General features: G+C 58.5%; 17 protein-coding genes and 7 tRNA genes. 22 read left to right on the forward strand and 2 right to left on the reverse strand.

All coding sequences use genetic code 11. The features are described 5' to 3' along the window. Window positions 1–61: 61 nt before the first annotated feature. A tRNA-Val gene (locus MHY22_RS01010) sits at window positions 62–133 on the reverse strand. A gap of 245 nt (window positions 134–378) precedes the next feature. Here MHY22_RS01010 and MHY22_RS01015 point away from each other — a divergent pair. From MHY22_RS01015 to MHY22_RS01085, 15 genes are all read left to right on the forward strand, one after another. Beyond that, window positions 379–454: transfer RNA gene (locus MHY22_RS01015), tRNA-Gly, on the forward strand. A 47-nt stretch (window positions 455–501) separates the two neighbouring features. After that, window positions 502–573, forward strand: a tRNA-Val gene (locus MHY22_RS01020). Window positions 574–611: 38 nt separating this feature from the next. Then, window positions 612–687: transfer RNA gene (locus MHY22_RS01025), tRNA-Gly, on the forward strand. Window positions 688–717: 30 nt separating this feature from the next. Beyond that, window positions 718–788 (forward strand) — tRNA-Cys (locus tag MHY22_RS01030). Window positions 789–815: 27 nt separating this feature from the next. Continuing rightward, window positions 816–887, forward strand: a tRNA-Val gene (locus MHY22_RS01035). Window positions 888–931: 44 nt separating this feature from the next. Beyond that, a tRNA-Gly gene (locus MHY22_RS01040) sits at window positions 932–1,007 on the forward strand. A gap of 294 nt (window positions 1,008–1,301) precedes the next feature. Next, on the forward strand, window positions 1,302–1,868 hold the full coding sequence (locus tag MHY22_RS01045; RefSeq protein WP_239277585.1) for a copper resistance protein CopC: 567 nt from the start codon (window positions 1,302–1,304) through the stop codon (window positions 1,866–1,868). Next, window positions 1,868–2,464 (forward strand): copper chaperone PCu(A)C, encoded by a 597-nt coding sequence (locus MHY22_RS01050; RefSeq protein ID WP_239277587.1) that lies wholly within the window; start codon window positions 1,868–1,870, stop codon window positions 2,462–2,464. Before MHY22_RS01045 ends, MHY22_RS01050 begins: the two co-directional genes overlap by 1 nt. A gap of 2 nt (window positions 2,465–2,466) precedes the next feature. Beyond that, a complete protein-coding gene (locus tag MHY22_RS01055) occupies window positions 2,467–3,693 on the forward strand; it encodes a Dyp-type peroxidase (protein ID WP_239277597.1) in 1,227 nt (408 codons plus the stop codon). 77 nt (window positions 3,694–3,770) lie between these two features. Continuing rightward, window positions 3,771–5,834 (forward strand): threonine--tRNA ligase, encoded by a 2,064-nt coding sequence (gene thrS / locus MHY22_RS01060; RefSeq protein WP_049378271.1) that lies wholly within the window; start codon window positions 3,771–3,773, stop codon window positions 5,832–5,834. Next, window positions 5,821–6,420, forward strand: coding sequence for an HIT domain-containing protein (locus MHY22_RS01065; RefSeq protein ID WP_370658820.1), 600 nt, complete (start codon window positions 5,821–5,823; stop codon window positions 6,418–6,420). The genes thrS and MHY22_RS01065 overlap by 14 nt, the downstream gene beginning before the upstream one ends. Beyond that, on the forward strand, window positions 6,413–7,018 hold the full coding sequence (pgsA, locus tag MHY22_RS01070; RefSeq protein ID WP_239277599.1) for a phosphatidylinositol phosphate synthase: 606 nt from the start codon (window positions 6,413–6,415) through the stop codon (window positions 7,016–7,018). Before MHY22_RS01065 ends, pgsA begins: the two co-directional genes overlap by 8 nt. Before the next feature lie 39 nt (window positions 7,019–7,057). Continuing rightward, a complete protein-coding gene (locus tag MHY22_RS01075) occupies window positions 7,058–8,002 on the forward strand; it encodes a phosphatidylinositol mannoside acyltransferase (RefSeq protein ID WP_239277601.1) in 945 nt (314 codons plus the stop codon). Continuing rightward, a complete protein-coding gene (locus tag MHY22_RS01080; protein WP_239277603.1) occupies window positions 8,002–9,105 on the forward strand; it encodes a glycosyltransferase family 4 protein in 1,104 nt (367 codons plus the stop codon). The genes MHY22_RS01075 and MHY22_RS01080 overlap by 1 nt, the downstream gene beginning before the upstream one ends. Further along, window positions 9,105–9,566: a hypothetical protein gene (locus MHY22_RS01085; protein WP_239277604.1), complete on the forward strand. Its 462-nt coding sequence runs from the start codon at window positions 9,105–9,107 to the stop codon at window positions 9,564–9,566. Before MHY22_RS01080 ends, MHY22_RS01085 begins: the two co-directional genes overlap by 1 nt. Window positions 9,567–9,587: 21 nt before the next feature. Here MHY22_RS01085 and MHY22_RS01090 read toward each other — a convergent pair whose 3' ends face one another. Then, on the reverse strand, window positions 9,588–10,925 hold the full coding sequence (locus MHY22_RS01090) for a DUF2029 domain-containing protein (RefSeq protein WP_239277605.1): 1,338 nt from the start codon (window positions 10,923–10,925) through the stop codon (window positions 9,588–9,590). Window positions 10,926–11,106: 181 nt separating this feature from the next. Between MHY22_RS01090 and MHY22_RS01095 the strand changes: the two genes are divergently transcribed. The 7 genes from MHY22_RS01095 (at window position 11,107) to secD (ending at window position 17,894) form a co-directional block, all read left to right on the forward strand. Then, a complete protein-coding gene (locus MHY22_RS01095; protein WP_239277607.1) occupies window positions 11,107–11,979 on the forward strand; it encodes an acyl-CoA thioesterase II in 873 nt (290 codons plus the stop codon). Window positions 11,980–12,072: 93 nt separating this feature from the next. Beyond that, entirely contained in the window at window positions 12,073–12,828 is a 756-nt protein-coding gene (locus MHY22_RS01100; RefSeq protein ID WP_005324988.1) for a YebC/PmpR family DNA-binding transcriptional regulator, read from the forward strand. A 179-nt stretch (window positions 12,829–13,007) separates the two neighbouring features. Next, the gene (gene ruvC, locus MHY22_RS01105; RefSeq protein ID WP_239277608.1) at window positions 13,008–13,574 is read left to right on the forward strand and encodes a crossover junction endodeoxyribonuclease RuvC; all 567 of its coding nucleotides are present in this window, start codon (window positions 13,008–13,010) and stop codon (window positions 13,572–13,574) included. A gap of 34 nt (window positions 13,575–13,608) precedes the next feature. Continuing rightward, the gene (ruvA, locus tag MHY22_RS01110) at window positions 13,609–14,226 is read left to right on the forward strand and encodes a Holliday junction branch migration protein RuvA (RefSeq protein WP_239277610.1); all 618 of its coding nucleotides are present in this window, start codon (window positions 13,609–13,611) and stop codon (window positions 14,224–14,226) included. A gap of 22 nt (window positions 14,227–14,248) precedes the next feature. Further along, entirely contained in the window at window positions 14,249–15,328 is a 1,080-nt protein-coding gene (gene ruvB, locus MHY22_RS01115) for a Holliday junction branch migration DNA helicase RuvB (RefSeq protein WP_239277612.1), read from the forward strand. A gap of 75 nt (window positions 15,329–15,403) precedes the next feature. Next, on the forward strand, window positions 15,404–15,763 hold the full coding sequence (gene yajC, locus MHY22_RS01120; RefSeq protein WP_239277614.1) for a preprotein translocase subunit YajC: 360 nt from the start codon (window positions 15,404–15,406) through the stop codon (window positions 15,761–15,763). A gap of 238 nt (window positions 15,764–16,001) precedes the next feature. After that, complete coding sequence (gene secD, locus MHY22_RS01125; RefSeq protein ID WP_239277616.1) at window positions 16,002–17,894, forward strand: protein translocase subunit SecD; 1,893 nt, start codon at window positions 16,002–16,004, stop codon at window positions 17,892–17,894.

Consider the following 17,894-nt stretch of genomic DNA (forward strand, 5'->3'; position numbering starts at 1 on the left):
TACAGACATATAAAGAAACCCGCCCAAGCTCCTATGGGGTGGAGCGATGGGCGGGAAATAGTGGTCCTAACTGGGATTGAACCAGTGACCTTTCCGGTGTGAACGGAACGCTCTCCCACTGAGCTATAGGACCTTGCGGTGGCTAAATCTACACCGCACCAAATTCAAACACCTAATTGGCTGGGCAGGAGTGCACATCAGAGGGGGCCGGCCTGTGGTCCACTGCCTTCGGAGAATCACACCAGTGTGTTTTGGGATGGCCCGAATGTGAAAAACGGGTGCCGGAAAGAATGCCGCTGGGCTGGGGATTTGGAAACTGGCGCGGAGCACGATAATGTTTCTTCTCGCACCGCAACGGTACAAAGTTTGCGGGGCAATGCGGATGTAGCGCAGTTGGTAGCGCATCACCTTGCCAAGGTGAGGGTCGCGAGTTCGAGTCTCGTCATCCGCTCCACGCTTTTCTAAGGGTTCTCCCGTGAAGAGTGATTCTAAATGAATAACGCGCGATTAGCTCAGTGGGAGAGCGCTTCCCTGACACGGAAGAGGTCACTGGTTCAATCCCAGTATCGCGCACAAGGACATTGTCCTAGAAACCGGGCCTGGTTTCGCATGCGGATGTAGCGCAGTTGGTAGCGCATCACCTTGCCAAGGTGAGGGTCGCGAGTTCGAGTCTCGTCATCCGCTCCAGCACTGTATTGTGTGAGGCGGTATCGCCACGGTGGAATGGCCGAGTGGTGAGGCAACGGTCTGCAAAACCGTGCACACGGGTTCGATTCCCGTTTCCACCTCAACTTCTTAATGCCTTCGGGCATTAAGCGCGATTAGCTCAGTGGGAGAGCGCTTCCCTGACACGGAAGAGGTCACTGGTTCAATCCCAGTATCGCGCACGAGAGTCCCTTTTGGGGCTCTGCAACAAACTCCGGTTTGTTGTGCGGATGTAGCGCAGTTGGTAGCGCATCACCTTGCCAAGGTGAGGGTCGCGAGTTCGAGTCTCGTCATCCGCTCCACATAGCCGCTCCAGAAATGGAGCGGCTTTTTCTATGTCTACATGTGCTCGTTCTCAGGCCCGCTTTTCCGCGACCCCACTTCGAGGCATCCAGGGGTAAGAACTCTCGCAATTGAGTTGCCATGCCTTAAATAGTGATAAATGCCTCTTTTTATTTCTGAAAAGGAACTCATTCCCAGTTCGCGCCGACATATGACTCGACGCGCTGCTTATCGCGATTGCCGCTCCGGCAAACCGCGCGGCTAGTATGTCTGACAATTCAACTTGTGCATTTTCAACACAAAAGGAGCTATCTATGGGCTACCGCGTACCTTGGCTGCGCCGCACGGCGGCAGCAGTCGGCACTGCAGCACTGGTTCTGGCCGGGTCGATGCCTGCCGCCTTCGCGCACGACTCCGTTATTGGCGGTTCTGTCAAAGACGGCGACCAACTCGACGAGTTTCCTAAGGAAATCACCCTCGAGTTCTCTGGCATTCCCAAAGAAGACTTCAACACCTTTGCCGTGACCAACGTGGATACTGGTGAAAAAATCTTTAGCCAGGAACCAAAGCTCCATGAGCGGGATCTCACCATTGAAACTCCTGCGGATGTCCAACCTGGGCCGGGTAACTACCAGGTGGGCTTCCAGATCACTTCTTCGGACGGACACGCTACCCGCGGGGGAGTGGAATTCTCCGTCAAGGGTGACGCGGCCGAGAGTACCGAGGCGGCTGAAGCTGATTCGGCGTCCCAGGATGGGGATGAGGGCTTGCCGACCGCGCTAAAAATCATCCTGGGTGTGGGCGGCGTTTTGGCAATTGCCGCAGTAGTTGCCCTATTTATTGCCAAGTCTCGTCGCATTGATTCGAAAGGTGAAAAATAATGTCCAAGATTTCTAGCATCGCCCTTGTGGGCTTGACTGTGGCCGGCCTCGCCCTGGCGGGTTGCTCACCACAAAACCAAAATGATTCCACCGAGTCGAAGGCAGATGCTTCCACTAGTGTCGGGAAAACACCCTCCGCTGCGGAATCTAAAGAACTGACCTTTGAGGATGCTGTCGTGCGCGCCAATGAGGACAAGGACATGACCGCCATCTTTGGCACCTTGGTCAACCATTCCGATAAGGACATCACCATCACTGGATTTTCCACCAGTCTCAATGCCAAGGTGAACCAGATGCATGAGACTGTCGATGGCAAGATGCAGGAAATGTCGAGCCCATTGGTAGTTAAAGCTGGCGAATCCCACGAGCTGGCACCTGGTGGTGACCACTTCATGCTCATGGAGATGGAAAACCACATCGCTCCCGGCGAATCCCTTGACCTCAAAGTGGAACTAGAGGGCGGCGAAGAGCTCGATCTGGGCGAGATTCAAACGCGCAGCATGCCCGCCGGCGATGAGGACTACGGCGATATGGCAGGCCACGGTATGGAAGGCCACGGTATGGCAGGCCACGGTATGGAAGGCCACAATCACTAGCTATGTCTGGATTCAGCAGAAGGGGGTTTCTCACTGGCGCTGCGGTATCGACCAGCGCCTTCGCGTTGGCTGGCTGCGCTGATCAGGGCTCTTCCCCGGATGCTCGGGCGCAGGATGGACCTGCGCTTGCCGACGCCCTCGTGGCATTCGACGGTAAACATCAAGCGGGTATCGCTACCGCAGCGCAGGCCCACCTGAATTTGGTGGGGTTTGATCTTAAAAGGGGCGTCGACAAGCGGGGGTTCGCCAGCCTCATGAAGCTGTGGACTGAGGACGCCCGCGCGCTGTGTACGGGGGAGGCACCACTGGGCACGCTGGAGCCAGAAATGGTGCAGCAACCCGCGAACCTGACTATCACGTGCGGTTTAGGCGAAGAGGTTTTTAACCTGCTCGGAATGGACAAGCCCCAGTGGCTGGGAGATGTCCGTTCTTTTCAACGCGATGCGCTGGAGCCCAAGTGGGGACAAAGCGATATCGTCTTGCAGATCTGCTGCGATGATCCACTGATGAATACCTACGCCCTGCGGCACATGGTGCGCGCAGGCGAGCACTATGCCAGCGTGAAGTGGTTGCAGCAGGGCTTTATTAACGCCTACGGCAGCCAGGAAAAGGGCGCCACCGCGCGCAATATGTTCGGACAAAAGGACGGCACTGTTAACCCGCGCAGCGAGGAGGACTTCGCGGCCCAGGTGTGGATTGATAAGGGCCCGCAGTGGGCCAATGGGGGAACGGCGATGGTGGTACGCCGCATCCGCATGAACGTGGATACATGGGAAAAGCTGGATCGCTCTTCCCGCGAGAACGCTGTCGGCCGCAAGCTCGATACCGGTGCCCCACTTACCGGTAAGGATGAATTCGACGCTGCGGACTTCGATGCGGTAGATGACTATGGACTGCCGGTTATCGATAAGAACTCACACATGGCCGTGGCCGCCCCGCCCGCTGACCACCCAGAGCAGCGCATCCTACGCCGCCCGTATAACTATGAGTTAGCTCCCGATGGCAAGGACGGGCAGCTATCCAATATTGGGCAGGTTTTTATCTGCTACCAGCAGGATCCCACCAAACAATTTGAGCCTATCCAGGCCCGATTGGATGAATCTGACCTAATGAATGAATGGCTGACCCATATTGGCTCCGCTATGTATTTCTGTCCGCCGGGCACCCTTGCTGCCGATGGGCGTGAGTCATGGTGGGCAAAATCGCTCTGCGAGCATGCAGGGTTGTAGAATAGCTATCCGTAAATTTAAATAGCGGACGCGGCCAGGTATGCCGCCGACGCACGAGCGCAAAAAGGAGCGCGATTATGGCGGAACTCATCCCCGCAGTACCGGTCAATTACGATTCCTTCACCGTGCCCGCCGGCCAGGCCGTGGGCGCAGCAATGCGAGAGCTCAACCTTCCCAATAAGGGCCCGGAGGCTGTCGTAGTCGTTCGCGGTGAGGACGGCACTCTCTTTGATTTGTCGCACACCCCAGACACGGAATCCACCTTCACCCCGGTAGCCGCCAGCGAGGAAGACGGCCGTGCCGTCATCCGCCACTCCTGCGGCCACGTTATGGCCCAAGCCGTGCAGGCCGAGTTCCCTGGCACCAAGCTGGGTATCGGCCCTGCCATTGAAAATGGCTTCTACTTCGATTTTCAGACCGCCGAGCCTTTCACACCGGAAGATCTCAAGGCGATTGAAAAGCGCATGAAGAAGATCATCAAGGGCGGCCAGCGCTTCGAGCGCCACGTCTATGAATCCGCGGAGGAAGCGGAAAAGGCCCTCGCCGAGGAGCCTTTCAAGCTCGAGCTGGTCCAAGACAAGGGCAACGTTGACCCTGACTCCGACGAGGCCGCAGAGGTCGGTTCCGGCGATCTCACCCACTATGACAACATCAACCCGCGCACCGGGGAGGTAGAGTGGTTCGATCTCTGCCGCGGACCGCACGTGCCGACCACCAAGTACATCCCGGCTTTCACGTTGACCCGTTCTTCAGCTGCCTACTGGCGCGGTGACCAGTCCAAGGCTGGCCTGCAGCGCATTTACGGCACCGCTTTTGAGTCCAAGGAGGCGCTGGAGGCCTACCAAACCATGGTGGAAGAGGCTGAAAAGCGCGACCACCGCCGCCTGGGACAGGAACTAGATCTCTTCTCCTTCCCAGATGAGATTGGCTCCGGCTTCCCGGTATTCCACCCGAATGGCGCGACCGTGCGCATGGAGATGGAAAACCACTCCCGCAACCGCCACGTACAGGCTGGGTACTCCTTTGTTAATACCCCGCATATCACCAAGGGCGACCTATTCAAGAAGTCTGGCCACCTGGACTTCTACGCCGACGGCATGTTCCCGCCGATGCAGCTCGACGGCGAATATGACGAAGAGGGCAATACCGTCAAGGAACCGCAGGACTACTACGCCAAGCCCATGAACTGCCCGATGCACAACCTAATTTTTGCATCCCGTGGCCGTTCCTACCGCGAGCTTCCGCTGCGTCTGTTTGAGTTCGGTACCGTCTACCGTTACGAAAAGTCTGGCGTGGTCCACGGCCTGACCCGTGCCCGCGGCTTTACCCAGGATGATGCTCACATCTACTGCACCGAAGAGCAGCTGGAAGAGGAGCTGACCAAGGTCCTCGACTTCATCATTTCCTTGCTGAAGGACTACGGACTGTCTGACTTCTACCTGGAGCTTTCTACCAAGGACCCGAATAAGTTCGTCGGTTCTGATGAGATCTGGGATCGCTCTACGTCTATCCTGCAGTCGGTTGCAGAAAAATCCGGCTTGGAGCTGGTTCCGGATCCCGCAGGTGCAGCCTTCTACGGCCCGAAGATTTCGGTGCAGGCTCGCGACGCCATCGGCCGTACCTGGCAGATGTCTACCGTGCAGTTGGACTTCAACCTGCCGGAGCGCTTCGAGCTGGAATACACTGCGTCGGACGGCACGAAGAAGCGCCCAATCATGATTCACCGTGCGCTCTTCGGCTCCATCGAGCGATTCTTTGGCGTCCTGCTGGAGCACTACGCCGGCGCCTTCCCAGCATGGCTGGCACCGCACCAGGTGGTGGGCATTCCGGTGGCTGATGAATTCTCCCCGCACCTCGAAGAGGTTGCCGCCCAGCTGCGTCAGAAGGGTATCCGCGCCGATGTGGATACCTCTGATGACCGCATGCAGAAGAAGATTCGCAACCACACCACCGGCAAGGTTCCGTTCATGCTGGTGGCTGGCGCACGCGACGTAGAAGCTGATGCCGTATCCTTCCGCTTCCTCGACGGTACCCAGGTCAATGGTGTGCCGGTAAAGGAAGCCGTGGAGCTCATCGCCGCATGGGTAGCAGAGCGCAACAACGAGCAACCGACCGAAGAGCTCATCAGTGCCCGACGCTAAAGAGACACACGAAACCGACAGCTCCGCCGTCGCTGAAAACCAAGCTTCGGTGGAGACCTTCGTTGACTCAGGTGCTGGCGAGCCGGACCGCCTAGAGCGGTTATGGGCGCCTTATCGCATGGCCTATATTGCCAAGCGATCAAAGGATCCCTTCGTCGAAGCCCCACAGGGCAGCGATGAAGACGGGCTCATCATTGCTCGCGGCAAGACGGTCTATGCATTGCTGAACCTGTTTCCGTACAACGCCGGGCACCTCATGGTGGTGCCGTATCGCAAGGAATCGCAGCTCGAGAACCTCACGCAAGAGGAATCTCAGGAGCTGATGGCCTTCGCGCAAAAAGCAGTCCGGGTACTCAAGAGAGTTTCGCACCCAGAAGCCATCAACGTGGGCCTGAACCTGGGGCGCGCTTCGGGCGGCTCGGTGGGAGATCACCTGCACCTACATGTGGTGCCAAGGTGGCCCGGGGATAGTAACTTTATGACTGTCCTCGATGGGACTAAGGTATTACCGCAGCTTCTGCAGGATACGCGCCGCGTACTGGCAGAAGGATGGCGCGAGATGGAAGAGGAGGATTCGCGTGCTTAGCGTGCATGGGCGAAAGCCCGCTGCCGTGGTGGTGGAACCTATAGCCAAGGCCTTTTTGAAGCTAGGTCTGACCCCGAATGTGGTCACGGTTGTGGGTACCATAGTCACCATTGCGATTTCGGTGATCCTCATTCCTACCGGCCATCTTTTTTCCGCTGCCGTTTTGTCCGGCCTCTTCGCCGCTTTCGACATGCTCGATGGCACCATGGCGCGCTTGACCGGCAAGGCTACTGCCTTTGGTGCGACCTTGGATGCCTCCTGTGATCGCATCACCGATGGCGCATTGTTCAGTGCTATTGCATGGTGGCTGATTTATTCTGCGGATTCTTCCCGCATCACGGTTATTGCCTGCTTTGTCACCTTGGTATGTTCCCAGGTCATTTCCTATATCAAGGCTAGGGGAGAAGCGTCCGGATTCACGATGGTTGGCGGCCTGATCGAGCGCCCCGAGCGGCTCATTTTGGGCTTGGGCGGCATCGGCCTCGAAGGCCTAGGCGTACCGCATGCCATTGAGGTAGCGCTGTGGATCTTGGCCGTTGGCTCCGTTTTTACCGTGTGCCAGCGTATGGTTATTGCTGCCCGCCAGGAGCAGCAGTAGCTCGTACTGCACCACCTAATACCAGGAGGTTGTGACACCATGTGGGATAGAGAAGACCTCTCCGCGGCGGGTTACCTCGCGGGATGGAAGGTGGTGCGCCGTCTGCCCGAGCCCATTGCGCGCACGCTTTTTCGCTGGGGTGCGGACTACGCAAGTGGCAACGGTCGCGGAATGGAGGGCTTGCACCGCAACCTAGCGCGAGTGGTGGGCCCAGAAAACGTTACCCGCGCCTTGGTGCGCGATTCCGTGCGCTCCTATATGCGCTACTGGATGGAGGCGTTCCGCCTGCCAGCTATCCACGGTGATGCCGGGTTGCATCAGCGCTTGCTCAGCGGCTTAGAAGGCCTCGAGCATTTTGATGCTTCGGCTCAATCCGGCCGCGGTACTATTTTGGCTCTGCCGCATTCCGGTAATTGGGATATGGCGGGTGTCTTCCTCGTCGGTCATTATGGCCAGTTCACCACCGTTGCGGAGCGCCTTAAGCCCGCAGTGCTTTTTGACGCCTTTGTGGACTACCGCGAAACCCTCGGCTTTGAGGTTCTTCCCCTCACCGGCGGCGAAGCCTCGCCTTTCGCCCGCCTCAAAAAGGTGCTGGAAGCCGGTGGCGTGGTCTGCCTGCTGGCTGAGCGCGACCTGACCCGAAGCGGCGTTACCGTGGATTTCATGGGGGAAAAGGCCAATATGGCCGCCGGTCCCGCACAGCTGGCCCTAGAGACTGGCGCCGCCCTGCACGTGGTGCACTCGTGGTTTGCAGGCGAAGGCTGGGGACTATCGGTCTCCCCTGAGCTTGAGGTAACGGACCTGCAGGAGACAACTCAGCGCATGGCCGATGGCTTCGCCGCCAATATCCGCCGCCACCCGGAGGATTGGCATATGCTGCAGCCGCAGTGGAATGTGGACATAGAGAGGCGTCGGCAAGCGCGGGCAGCCAAAAATACCCGCAATGCCCGCCACACCGGGCCATCACAGGAAGGGGAGAGCTAGTGCGCATAGGAATCGTATGCCCCTACTCCTTCGATGAACCAGGCGGAGTTCAAGCCCATATCCTTGATCTAGCCACAGTTTTCATTGAGCAAGGGCACCATGTACAAGTCATTGGCCCCGCTGCGGAATCCACCCAGCTGCCGGATTTCGTAGTCAAGGGAGGGCCGGCTTTCCCCATCGCGTATAACGGTTCGGTGGCCCGCCTGTCCGTGGGACCCCACGTCACGCGCAAGGTTAAGCAATTCATCAAGGAGGGCGACTTCGATGTCTTGCACATCCATGAGCCGAACTCCCCGAGCTTTTCCATGACCGCGTTGGCCGTGGCCCAAGGTCCACTGGTGGCGACCTACCACGCCTCCGCATCGAGCTCCCTGGTGCTGACCCTGGCCAAACCTTTCCTTGTTCCCTTCTTGGAAAAGATCCGGGGTGGCATCGCGGTATCCGATATGGCGCGGCGGTGGCAGGTGGAGCAACTGGGTGGCGACCCGGTCCTTATTCCCAACGGCGTGGATACGTCGGTCTACGCGCAGGCTCGGCGCCGCAGCCCGGCCAAGGCCCCCGGCGATCCCCTGGAAGTTGTCTTCTTGGGACGGTTGGACGAACCTCGCAAAGGCCTCGATATCCTGCTGAGCGCGCTCCGCCAAGTACGCCATGATATTCGCGTGACCATCATGGGCGGTGGCCGCGCCCGCGAGGTCGAGGGCGTGGATTTTGTAGGCCGGGTCAGCGACGCCGAAAAGGCAGAAATCCTGGGCCGTGCCGATGTCTACGTGGCCCCAAATACTGGTGGCGAAAGCTTCGGTATCGTGCTCGTAGAAGCCATGGCGGCCGGCGCGGCAGTCGTTGCTTCCGATCTTGAAGCCTTCCGTGCTGTGTGCAATGCCGATTCCGACGAGGTTGCCGGCGCACTCTTTCGCAATGAAGACAGCGAGGATCTGGCTCGCGTCCTCAACGAGGTGCTTGATGATGCCGAGTATCGGGCCCAGTTGGTGCGCAATGGCGTCCAACGCGCCAGCACCTATGACTGGGATCATGTAGCGGCGGCCGTGATGCAGGTCTACGAGACTGTCCAAGACGGTACCAAGGTGAGGGTAAAGCGTTGATGGCCATTGAAATTACCCTAGTCCTCTTCCTACTTATCATCGTAGGTTTGTGGGCGCTTTTTACCGCCCAGCGGCTTAACTCGCTGCACATCCGCACTGATGCCTCGCTGGCCCAGCTACAGGCGGCTCTCGATCGCAGGGCAGCGGTGACAGCGGCGGTCGCACCAGAGCTCGCGGCCCTAGCCCAGCGAGCAGAGTCTACCGAGCTCTATCAGGGCCATTTCGAACCGCGCACGATGGCCGAGCGGGAACTATCTGCCGCCATCGTGAGGGAGTTTCCCGCGGACCGTCGCCCTGCCGCGCTTGCCGACGCCGAGGGCCGCATCCAACTTGCCCACCGCTTCTACAACGAGGCGGTCAGCGACACGCGCGCGCTACGCCTGCGACCTGCGGTACGCCTCTTTCATCTGGGTGGCACCGCAAAACTGCCGGAGTATTTTGATTATATGCTGGCTGAGTAGCCAGCAGTTCTACCTCAAGATTTAGGACGCAAGTGCGTGCCGGCCGCGTCGGCGGCGGAATACCGGCTTCGCCTCGGTGCTGGCGGCCGTGTCTTGCTCCGGGGCGTTAGGCGCTTGCTGCTGCACCTGCGCCCGCTCGAGCTTCGACGCCAGGGCCACCTCGACTGCAAACCAGACAAGTCCGATGATGGCCATGACAACGATGAGGATATTGCGGGCTACCAATAGGTAGACGGCGAACATGTTCTCGCCCACGTGGTTCCAGATGTAGTCATAGTTGAATGGGTAGACCAAGGTGCCCAGCACGGCAGCGATAATGGTGCAGGACGCTAACAAGGCTTGGAATACCCGCAAGGGAGCGAATCCTTCCGGCAGGCGCTGGCGGATCACCACGGCAAGCAAGGGGCCCAGCCAGACGATGTATTGCGGGGAGAAAACCTTATTCGTCGCGATAAGAAGCAGGACCGTAACGGTAAAAAACGCCATGGTCGTGCGGGTGGTCCATCCGCCGGCGCACAGCCGGTACAGCGCCCATCCCACTGCGAAGACGAGCATGGCAATGGTGGCAATTGTGCTCCACGTCATTGCGGTATCTACGCCAGGCCCGGAAATTTCAAAGCTCTTGGACGGCGCGTAGCCCAGATGCCACCGCCCCGGAGCGCGATGTGCCTGCAGCAACAGGAACGTCGCCGGGATGGACTCCAACTGGAGACCGCGCACGCCCTGATAACTCAGCGGTGAAAGCAGGCGCTCGGTGCCAGAGGCAGCTATCGTGACGGTGCAGACCGCGACGATGGTGCAGAAAAACGCGAGTAGGCGCTGCCAGGTTGCGGATCTGTTGAAGCGGCCCACCAAGCCGGCAGCGAGGACTCCTGGCCATAGCTTCATCGTGGTGGCAAAGCCCAGTACCGCCGAGGCGATGAGCGGGCGGGTAGCTAGAAGGGCGGCTGCCCCGGCTACGGCTAGGGCGGGGAATATATCGAGACGCCACACAAAGGTGTGGCCAGCTGCGGTGCCGAAGAGCACCCAGAACCAGGCGGCCTGGAAACTGCGCGGTTGAGCCGAGTGGTGGCGCAGGAGGAGGGCTAAAAAGGCGGCGTCAACAAGCAGGGTCATAATGGTGAAGCCGATATAGAATGCGTTGATATTCTCGCCGGTGAGCCACCCCAAAAGCACCGTGGGCCACGTGCCCGCGTGAGGGTATTCGGTCATCATTGTCGGGTCATCGCCAAAGATCCCGGCAAAATAATATGCGACATCGCCCCTGGGATTGTGGTTAATCTTGAGTAAGTAAATAAGGACAAGGCGGGCGATGACCCACCCAATCCATACTGCTGGAACAGAAGCGATGCGTTTCACTCGAAAGACTTTATTCAATGCGCGCCTACTTCGGTAGCGGACATAGTTTCTTCTAGAAAATTCCTCCACTTTTGCGCCCAGATGTGGGGGACGGATTGGAAAAACAAACTGACGGCTCGTCCAGTGAGTAGTGTGGACGGCAATTGCTAGGAAAATGATATAGGGCATAAGGAGCGTGCAGATGGCATCTATTCGCGAGGTCTTGGCCGTCGAGGAAACGACAATGGCCGATGTCTTTAAAGGCCCTGCTGTGGAGTCGCGAATTGAACGTACCTTCGGCGGGCAGATTGCTGCTCAAGCAGTGGCCGCAGCCCAGCGCACTGTGTCCGGCAAAGACATCCACTCCCTGCATGGCTACTTTGTAGGCCCTGGCAATGCGAGCCAGCCAATTGAGATCCGTGTCGAACGCATTCGGGAGGGGAGATCATTTGCCAACCGGCAGGTGCGTGTCTACCAGGGGGAAGTGCTCCTTTTTACTCTCATGGCTAGTTTTCACCGCGACGGCGACTATGGTCCGCAGCATCAGGACGCGGCGCCGAAGGTGCCAGGGCCCGAGGAGACAGCTCGGATGGGTGGTGGTGCCCCGTACTCGACCCGGATCATCCTCAAAGAGTGGGAGGAGTGGGATATTCGTCTCGTGTCTGAAGAGGGCCGCGATCCTGTGGCTGCAGAGCGCACCGGCGCAGGTTATCGGCATATCTGGTTCCGCAACACAGGTCATCTCTCAGCGGATTCAGCCTTTCACCGTGCTGCGCTGACCTATATGTCTGATATGACGCTGATTCGCTCGGCCCTCATTCCGCATCAGGGAGAAAAGGTGCAATTGGCTAGCCTCGACCATGCGATATGGTTCCTGCGCCCATTCCGCGTGGATGAGTGGTTGCTGTATGAGCAGATATCACCCACGGCGTCGAATGCAACGGCGGTTGCGCGTGGCAAGATTTTTACCGAGCAGGGTGAACTGGTGGCCTTGGTGAATCAAGAGGGGCTTACACGTTATTTAGATGAAAATTTGGGCAGCGGCTCTGCCCATGGCAATTGGCACAACGTATAAGAATGTCCCGCTTATAAGGGGGTCGCTTTCACGCATTCGTGCAGCACACGTATAATTGCCACCAGTTTCAGCACCCGATTAGAAAGGGACTACATGTCAGGCCACTCGAAATGGGCAACTACCAAGCATAAGAAGGCTGCCAACGATGCCAAGCGTGGCAAGGAATTTGCCAAGCTGATCAAGAACATCGAAGTGGCGGCTCGTACCGGCGGTGGTGACCCAGCGGCTAACCCAACCCTTGATGACATGATCAAGAAGGCCAAGAAGGCCTCCGTCCCCAATGACAATATTGAGCGTGCTCGCAAGCGCGGTTCCGGTGAAGAAGCCGGCGGCGCCGATTGGGAAACCATCATGTACGAAGGCTACGGTCCCAACGGCGTAGCCATGCTTATTGAGTGCCTGACGGATAACCGCAACCGTGCGGCGACCGACGTGCGTACCGCGATGTCCAAGAACGGCGGCAACCTGGGGGAGTCCGGCTCTGTGGCCTACATGTTCACCCGTACCGGCTACGTCTTGGTAGAAAAGGGCGAGCTGACGGAGGATGACGTCTTGATGGCCGTGCTGGAAGCAGGCGCGGAAGAGGTCAAGGACCAGGGCGAGAAGTTTGAGATTGTTTGCGCGCCGACGGACGTGCAGGCAGTCAAGGACGCGCTCAAGGACGCCGATATTGAGGTCGATGACTCCGACAATGACTTCCGTGCGTCTGTCGAGGTACCGCTGGAAGCCAATGACGCCAAGAAGATTTTCCGCCTCATCGACGCCTTGGAAGACTCCGACGATGTGCAAAACGTCTACACCAATATGGATCTCTCCGATGAGGTTCTAGCCGAGCTGAACGAGGACTAACCACCTCGCCGCAAGGACGGCTCTTAGCGCCGGTAGCGCTCCGTGGGTATAGCCCCTGGAGGCGTTGCCGGCGCTTTTCCATGTGCTGGCTGGATGCTACGCTTGTAGAACACCTGTGTGTAGTCCATAATAGGGCAGTAGGCGGTGCTCAGTGGTGCCAACATGACAATGGGGGAGAGATGAACCTAGAAGGAATGCGCGTGATGGGAATTGACCCAGGCTTGACGCGCTGCGGACTTTCCGTGGTTCAGGCTGGTCGTGGCCGAGCAATCCTTCCTGTTTCTGTCGGCGTGGTGCGCACCCCTAGCGATAAGGATTTGACGGAGCGCCTCCTGCGCCTTTCGGTGGCGGCGAAAGAGTGGATGGATGACTATTCGCCAGATGTGGTTGCGATCGAGCGCGTCTTCGAACGCGGCCAGGTGTCCACAGTCATGCAAACGGCCCATGTAGTTGGTGTGCTGGTGCTAGCTGCCGCCGAACGCGATATTCCGGTGTACATGTACACCCCGTCCGAAGTGAAAAAGGCCATCTCTGGGAACGGACGCGCAGATAAGAAGCAGATGACCACCATGATTACCCGTATTCTGGGGTTGTCTGAACCGCCCAAGCCTGCCGACGCCGCCGACGCTCTTGCGTTGGCAGTCTGCCACTGCTGGCGTGCCCCGGCCATTGTGCGGATGGACCATACCGGTCTCGGGCTTGGCGCTAAGACCAGCGGCGTGCGCGGCCAGGGCAAGAAGCGCTAGGGAATTTTACTGAGAGTGGAAGGATAGGAAGCCAATGATTGCTGCACTGCGTGGAGAGGTACTCCATATTGGACTCGACCATGGGGTTATCGACTGTGCAGGCGTGGGGTACAAGTTTTTAGCCACCCCAAAAACGCTGGGTACCTTGCGCCGCGGGGAACAAGCCACGGTTCTTACTAACTTGGTGGTCAAGGAAGATTCTCTGACTCTCTATGGCTTTAGCGCTGATGAGGATCGCGAGATGTTCCATGTGCTGCAGTCCGTGTCCGGACTAGGCCCCAAGCTGGCCTTGGCCGCGCTGTCGGTTATGGGGGCAGGGGAGCTCGCGGCGGCAATTGGTGGGGAAGATGTAAAGGCGCTGCAGTCTATTCCGGGCGTCGGCAAGCGTATGGCCCAACGCTTGGCGCTGGAGCTCAAGGAGAAGGTAGCGGCCTTTGCGCCAAGCGCGCCCGCGGCCGCAGGCTCCGTTGATACCGCCGTCGCGCCGACCGGTGGTGCCGTGGTAGAAAGCGTGACTGAGGCACTTGTTGGCCTTGGGTTTACCGATAAGGGGGCGCGCCCCGTGGTGGAATCCGCCTACGCGGACAATCCCGATGCCGATACGTCCTCTCTCTTGCGTGCGGCGCTGGCGCAGCTGGGCAAGAAGAAATAACCGGCAGGAAGGCTGAAAAATCATGTCCGATATTGAGCGCACCGAGTTCAATCTCCCTGAGGGCCTCGACGCGGCGCACGCCACCCAGCGCAATAGCGATGTGGATGCCACCGCACACTCCGAGGAGCATGATATTGAACGCTCCTTGCGTCCCAAGTCGCTCGAGGAGTTTATCGGCCAACCCAAGGTACGCGAGCAGCTTTCCCTTGTGCTTAAGGGGGCAAAGAACCGTGGGGTCACGCCCGACCACGTTTTGCTTTCGGGGCCGCCGGGCCTGGGCAAGACCACAATGGCGATGATTATTTCCCAGGAGCTGGGGACCTCGCTGCGTATGACTTCCGGGCCCGCTTTGGAGCGCGCCGGTGATTTGGCCGCAATGCTTTCCAACCTTATGGAAGGCGATGTCTTGTTCATCGATGAGATTCACCGCATTGCCCGGCCAGCAGAAGAAATGCTGTACATGGCAATGGAGGACTTCCGCATTGACGTCATCGTGGGCAAGGGACCTGGCGCTACTTCTATTCCGCTAGAGATCCCGCCATTTACCCTGGTAGGTGCGACTACGCGCGCCGGCATGCTCACCGGCCCATTGCGCGACCGCTTCGGTTTCACCGCACAGATGGAGTACTACGACACGGCCGATCTTACCCAGGTGATCAAGCGCGCCGCCCACATTTTGGACGTGGAAATTGACCACGATGCGGCAGTAGAAATTGGCTCTCGTTCGCGCGGAACACCACGTATTGCTAACCGTTTGCTGCGCCGCGTGCGTGACTATGCCGAGGTCAATGGCACCGGCCTGATTGATCTCAGTGCGGCCCAGGGAGCGCTCGAAGTCTTTGACGTGGATGACATGGGACTTGACCGCCTCGACCGGGCGGTGCTCAATGCCTTGATTAAGGGGCACGGCGGCGGACCGGTAGGCGTGAGCACGCTAGCCATCGCAGTGGGCGAGGAACCCTCGACTGTCGAGGAGGTGTGTGAGCCATACCTGGTGCGTGCCGGAATGATTGCGCGCACTGGACGCGGCCGTGTAGCTACCGCTGCTGCGTGGCGGCACCTGGGGCTTACCCCGCCGGAGGGCGCGGCCGGGCTGTTTTAATTCAGGGGCTAGCCTGCTTGGCGATGCCCCCCTTGGGGTTTCTGTGCGCACCGCCGTCTGGCACACTAGGGTGCTATGGAAATCATCATTCTCATCATTATTGGCATCCTCTTCGTCGTTCCCTCGTTTATGGCCATGCGAAAGCAGCGCCAGCGCCAAAATGAGATGCAGGCCCTCCAGAATTCCCTGCAGCCGGGCGACGCCATCGTTACGGCGGGCGGCGTGCACGGCGTAGTGCGCAGCACTGGCGACAAGGATGTGGATCTAGAAATCGCCCCTGGCGTGGTGGTTACTTTTGACAAGATGGCGGTCATTCGCACTGAGCAGGAGGCCAATGAGCTTGCGCGCCCTGCTGCTGGGGAAGAGAAGAATGATGCGGCAGATAACCTGCCTGATGAGAAGTACCCTCCGTTTGACGGCCAGGAGAAGGAATAGCCGGCTATTTCCTAAGAGTTGCCTTAACGTTTGCTAGGTGGGTGGAGCCTTCGCGGAGCGTAGACCCCATCACACTTTGAGTCTTTTCCGGACCTCGTTAAGGAAAACTCCGCCTGATGACGTACGATTGTGCGTTGTTGACGTGCCTGCGCCATGTGGCGGGGCCGTATTTAATGTTTAAACACCCTGTTATAAGCAGCACAGGAGATTATCGTTGTCCGCAAAAACCCGTGGCGCTATGAAAAATAGCAAACGCCAATGGCCGAAGCGCGCGATCGCGCTCTTCGTTCTCATTGTGGTTGTTATCTATGCGCTTATCTTTTTAACTGGTAGCCGTCAAAGCACCCCAAAGCTTGGCATCGACTTGCAGGGCGGTACCCGCGTAACACTGGCGCCGCAAGGCGAGGAACCCACCCAAGACCAACTCAAGCAAGCACGCAACATTTTGGAACAGCGTGTTAACGGCATGGGTGTTTCTGGTTCTGAGGTTGTCATCAACGGCAATACCCTGGTCATTACCGTGCCAGGTGAGGACGCCTCCCAGGCACAGGCTGTGGGCCAGACCTCGCAGCTGTTCTTCCGTCCGGTGGCTAAGCCCTCCATGCCGGATATGGAAAAGCTCAATAAGGAGCTGGAAGATATGGCCAATCGCTGGGTGAAGTACGACGTACTGAGCGCAGACGAGGCCAATAAGCAGATGGAACAGATGACCAAGGCCATCGCTCAGCAAGAAGCGCAGATGACTGGCAAGGAGCCAAAGGAGCAGAAGGCTCCTAAGGTCAGCGCCAAGCCGCTTGAGGAGCCAAGCAACTCCATTGAGCAGACTAAGCGCCGCGATGAAGTTACGGAGATGCTCCTGAAGGACCGTCAGTCCGAGGACCCGACCACCCAGGCAGCAGCCTCCGCGCTGATGACCTGCCAGGGCAGCAGCGACCCACTGGCCGGCGCCGATGATCCTGCAAAGCCATTTGTTACTTGTGACTACTCCAACGGCAATCCATACGTTCTGGAGCCCGCACCGCTTCTCAATGGCATCAAGGACGAAAACGGTACCCGCCTCACCGGTAACGAGATCGATACCAATTCTCCTATCGAAGGCGGCCTAAACGGTCAGTCCGGCCAGATGGAGATCAACTTCTCCTTCAAGACCGGCGATGGCCCGAACGGTTCTCAGACCTGGGCAGACCTGACGCAGGAACACCTCAAGGACCAGGTTGCCATCACCCTTGACTCTGGGGTTATTTCCGCACCGGTTATTCAGGGAGCAACTCCAGTTGGCTCTGCTACCTCCATTACTGGTGACTTTAGCCAGGAAGAGGCACAAAACCTGGCTAATAACCTGAAGTATGGCGCACTGCCGTTGTCCTTCGCCGGTGAAAATGGCGAGCCGGGTGGCACCGTAGAGTCCATTCCACCAACCCTGGGTAAGGCCGCACTGCAGGCCGGCCTCATTGCAGGCCTCGTTGGCCTGGTACTCGTGATGGCCTACTCGCTGTACTACTTCCGCGCGCTGGCCGGCGTATCCCTCATCTTCCTCATTGCCTCTGGCCTCCTGACCTATGGTTCCCTGGTTCTGCTGGGCCGCTGGATCGGTTATTCGCTGGACCTTTCCGGCATCGCCGGTCTGGTCATCGGTGTGGGCGCAACTGCTGACTCCTTCGTGGTCTACTACGAGCGCATCAAGGACGAGCTCCTCGAGGGACGCACTTTCCGCTCCGCTACGCAAAAGGCGTGGGAGCGCGCTCGTGCCACCATTGTGACCGGTAACGCGGTGACCCTGATTGGCTCTGTTGTGGTCTACTTCCTCGCCATCGGTGAGGTGAAGGGCTTCGCCTTTACGATGGGTCTGACCACGGTCTTCGACCTGGTCGTATCCTTCCTGGTCATGGCACCACTGATGCAGATGGTGGGCCGCCGTCCGGCTGCTGCTAAACCTTCGATGAATGGCCTCGGCGGAATCTACGCACTGGTGGAAGAGCGCCGTGAGCGCGGCTACTTTGGCTCGGGACGTCGTCAAGCAAGCACTGCTGAAGCCTCCGACGCTAAAGAGTCAGCCACCAAAGAAACGGCAGGACATTCTGCCGCAGGAACCGCACGTCCCGTAGATGCTGCGGAAGATGAGGAGAAATAA

The sequence above is a fragment of the Corynebacterium sp. ACRPO genome (assembly GCF_022347205.1).
In the GTDB taxonomy this organism is placed as follows: Bacteria; Actinomycetota; Actinomycetes; order Mycobacteriales; family Mycobacteriaceae; genus Corynebacterium.

Coding starts and splice junctions, on each gene's coding strand:
- ruvB (WP_239277612.1), top strand. CDS start 14,249: ATGTCCGATATTGAGCGCACCGAGTTCAATCTCCCTGAGGGCCTCGAC.
- thrS (WP_049378271.1), top strand. CDS start 3,771: ATGGCGGAACTCATCCCCGCAGTACCGGTCAATTACGATTCCTTCACC.
- ruvA (WP_239277610.1), top strand. CDS start 13,609: ATGATTGCTGCACTGCGTGGAGAGGTACTCCATATTGGACTCGACCAT.
- secD (WP_239277616.1), top strand. CDS start 16,002: ATGAAAAATAGCAAACGCCAATGGCCGAAGCGCGCGATCGCGCTCTTC.
- MHY22_RS01075 (WP_239277601.1), top strand. CDS start 7,058: ATGTGGGATAGAGAAGACCTCTCCGCGGCGGGTTACCTCGCGGGATGG.
- MHY22_RS01045 (WP_239277585.1), top strand. CDS start 1,302: ATGGGCTACCGCGTACCTTGGCTGCGCCGCACGGCGGCAGCAGTCGGC.
- MHY22_RS01100 (WP_005324988.1), top strand. CDS start 12,073: ATGTCAGGCCACTCGAAATGGGCAACTACCAAGCATAAGAAGGCTGCC.
- MHY22_RS01055 (WP_239277597.1), top strand. CDS start 2,467: ATGTCTGGATTCAGCAGAAGGGGGTTTCTCACTGGCGCTGCGGTATCG.
- MHY22_RS01050 (WP_239277587.1), top strand. CDS start 1,868: ATGTCCAAGATTTCTAGCATCGCCCTTGTGGGCTTGACTGTGGCCGGC.
- ruvC (WP_239277608.1), top strand. CDS start 13,008: ATGAACCTAGAAGGAATGCGCGTGATGGGAATTGACCCAGGCTTGACG.
- yajC (WP_239277614.1), top strand. CDS start 15,404: ATGGAAATCATCATTCTCATCATTATTGGCATCCTCTTCGTCGTTCCC.
- MHY22_RS01095 (WP_239277607.1), top strand. CDS start 11,107: ATGGCATCTATTCGCGAGGTCTTGGCCGTCGAGGAAACGACAATGGCC.
- MHY22_RS01085 (WP_239277604.1), top strand. CDS start 9,105: ATGGCCATTGAAATTACCCTAGTCCTCTTCCTACTTATCATCGTAGGT.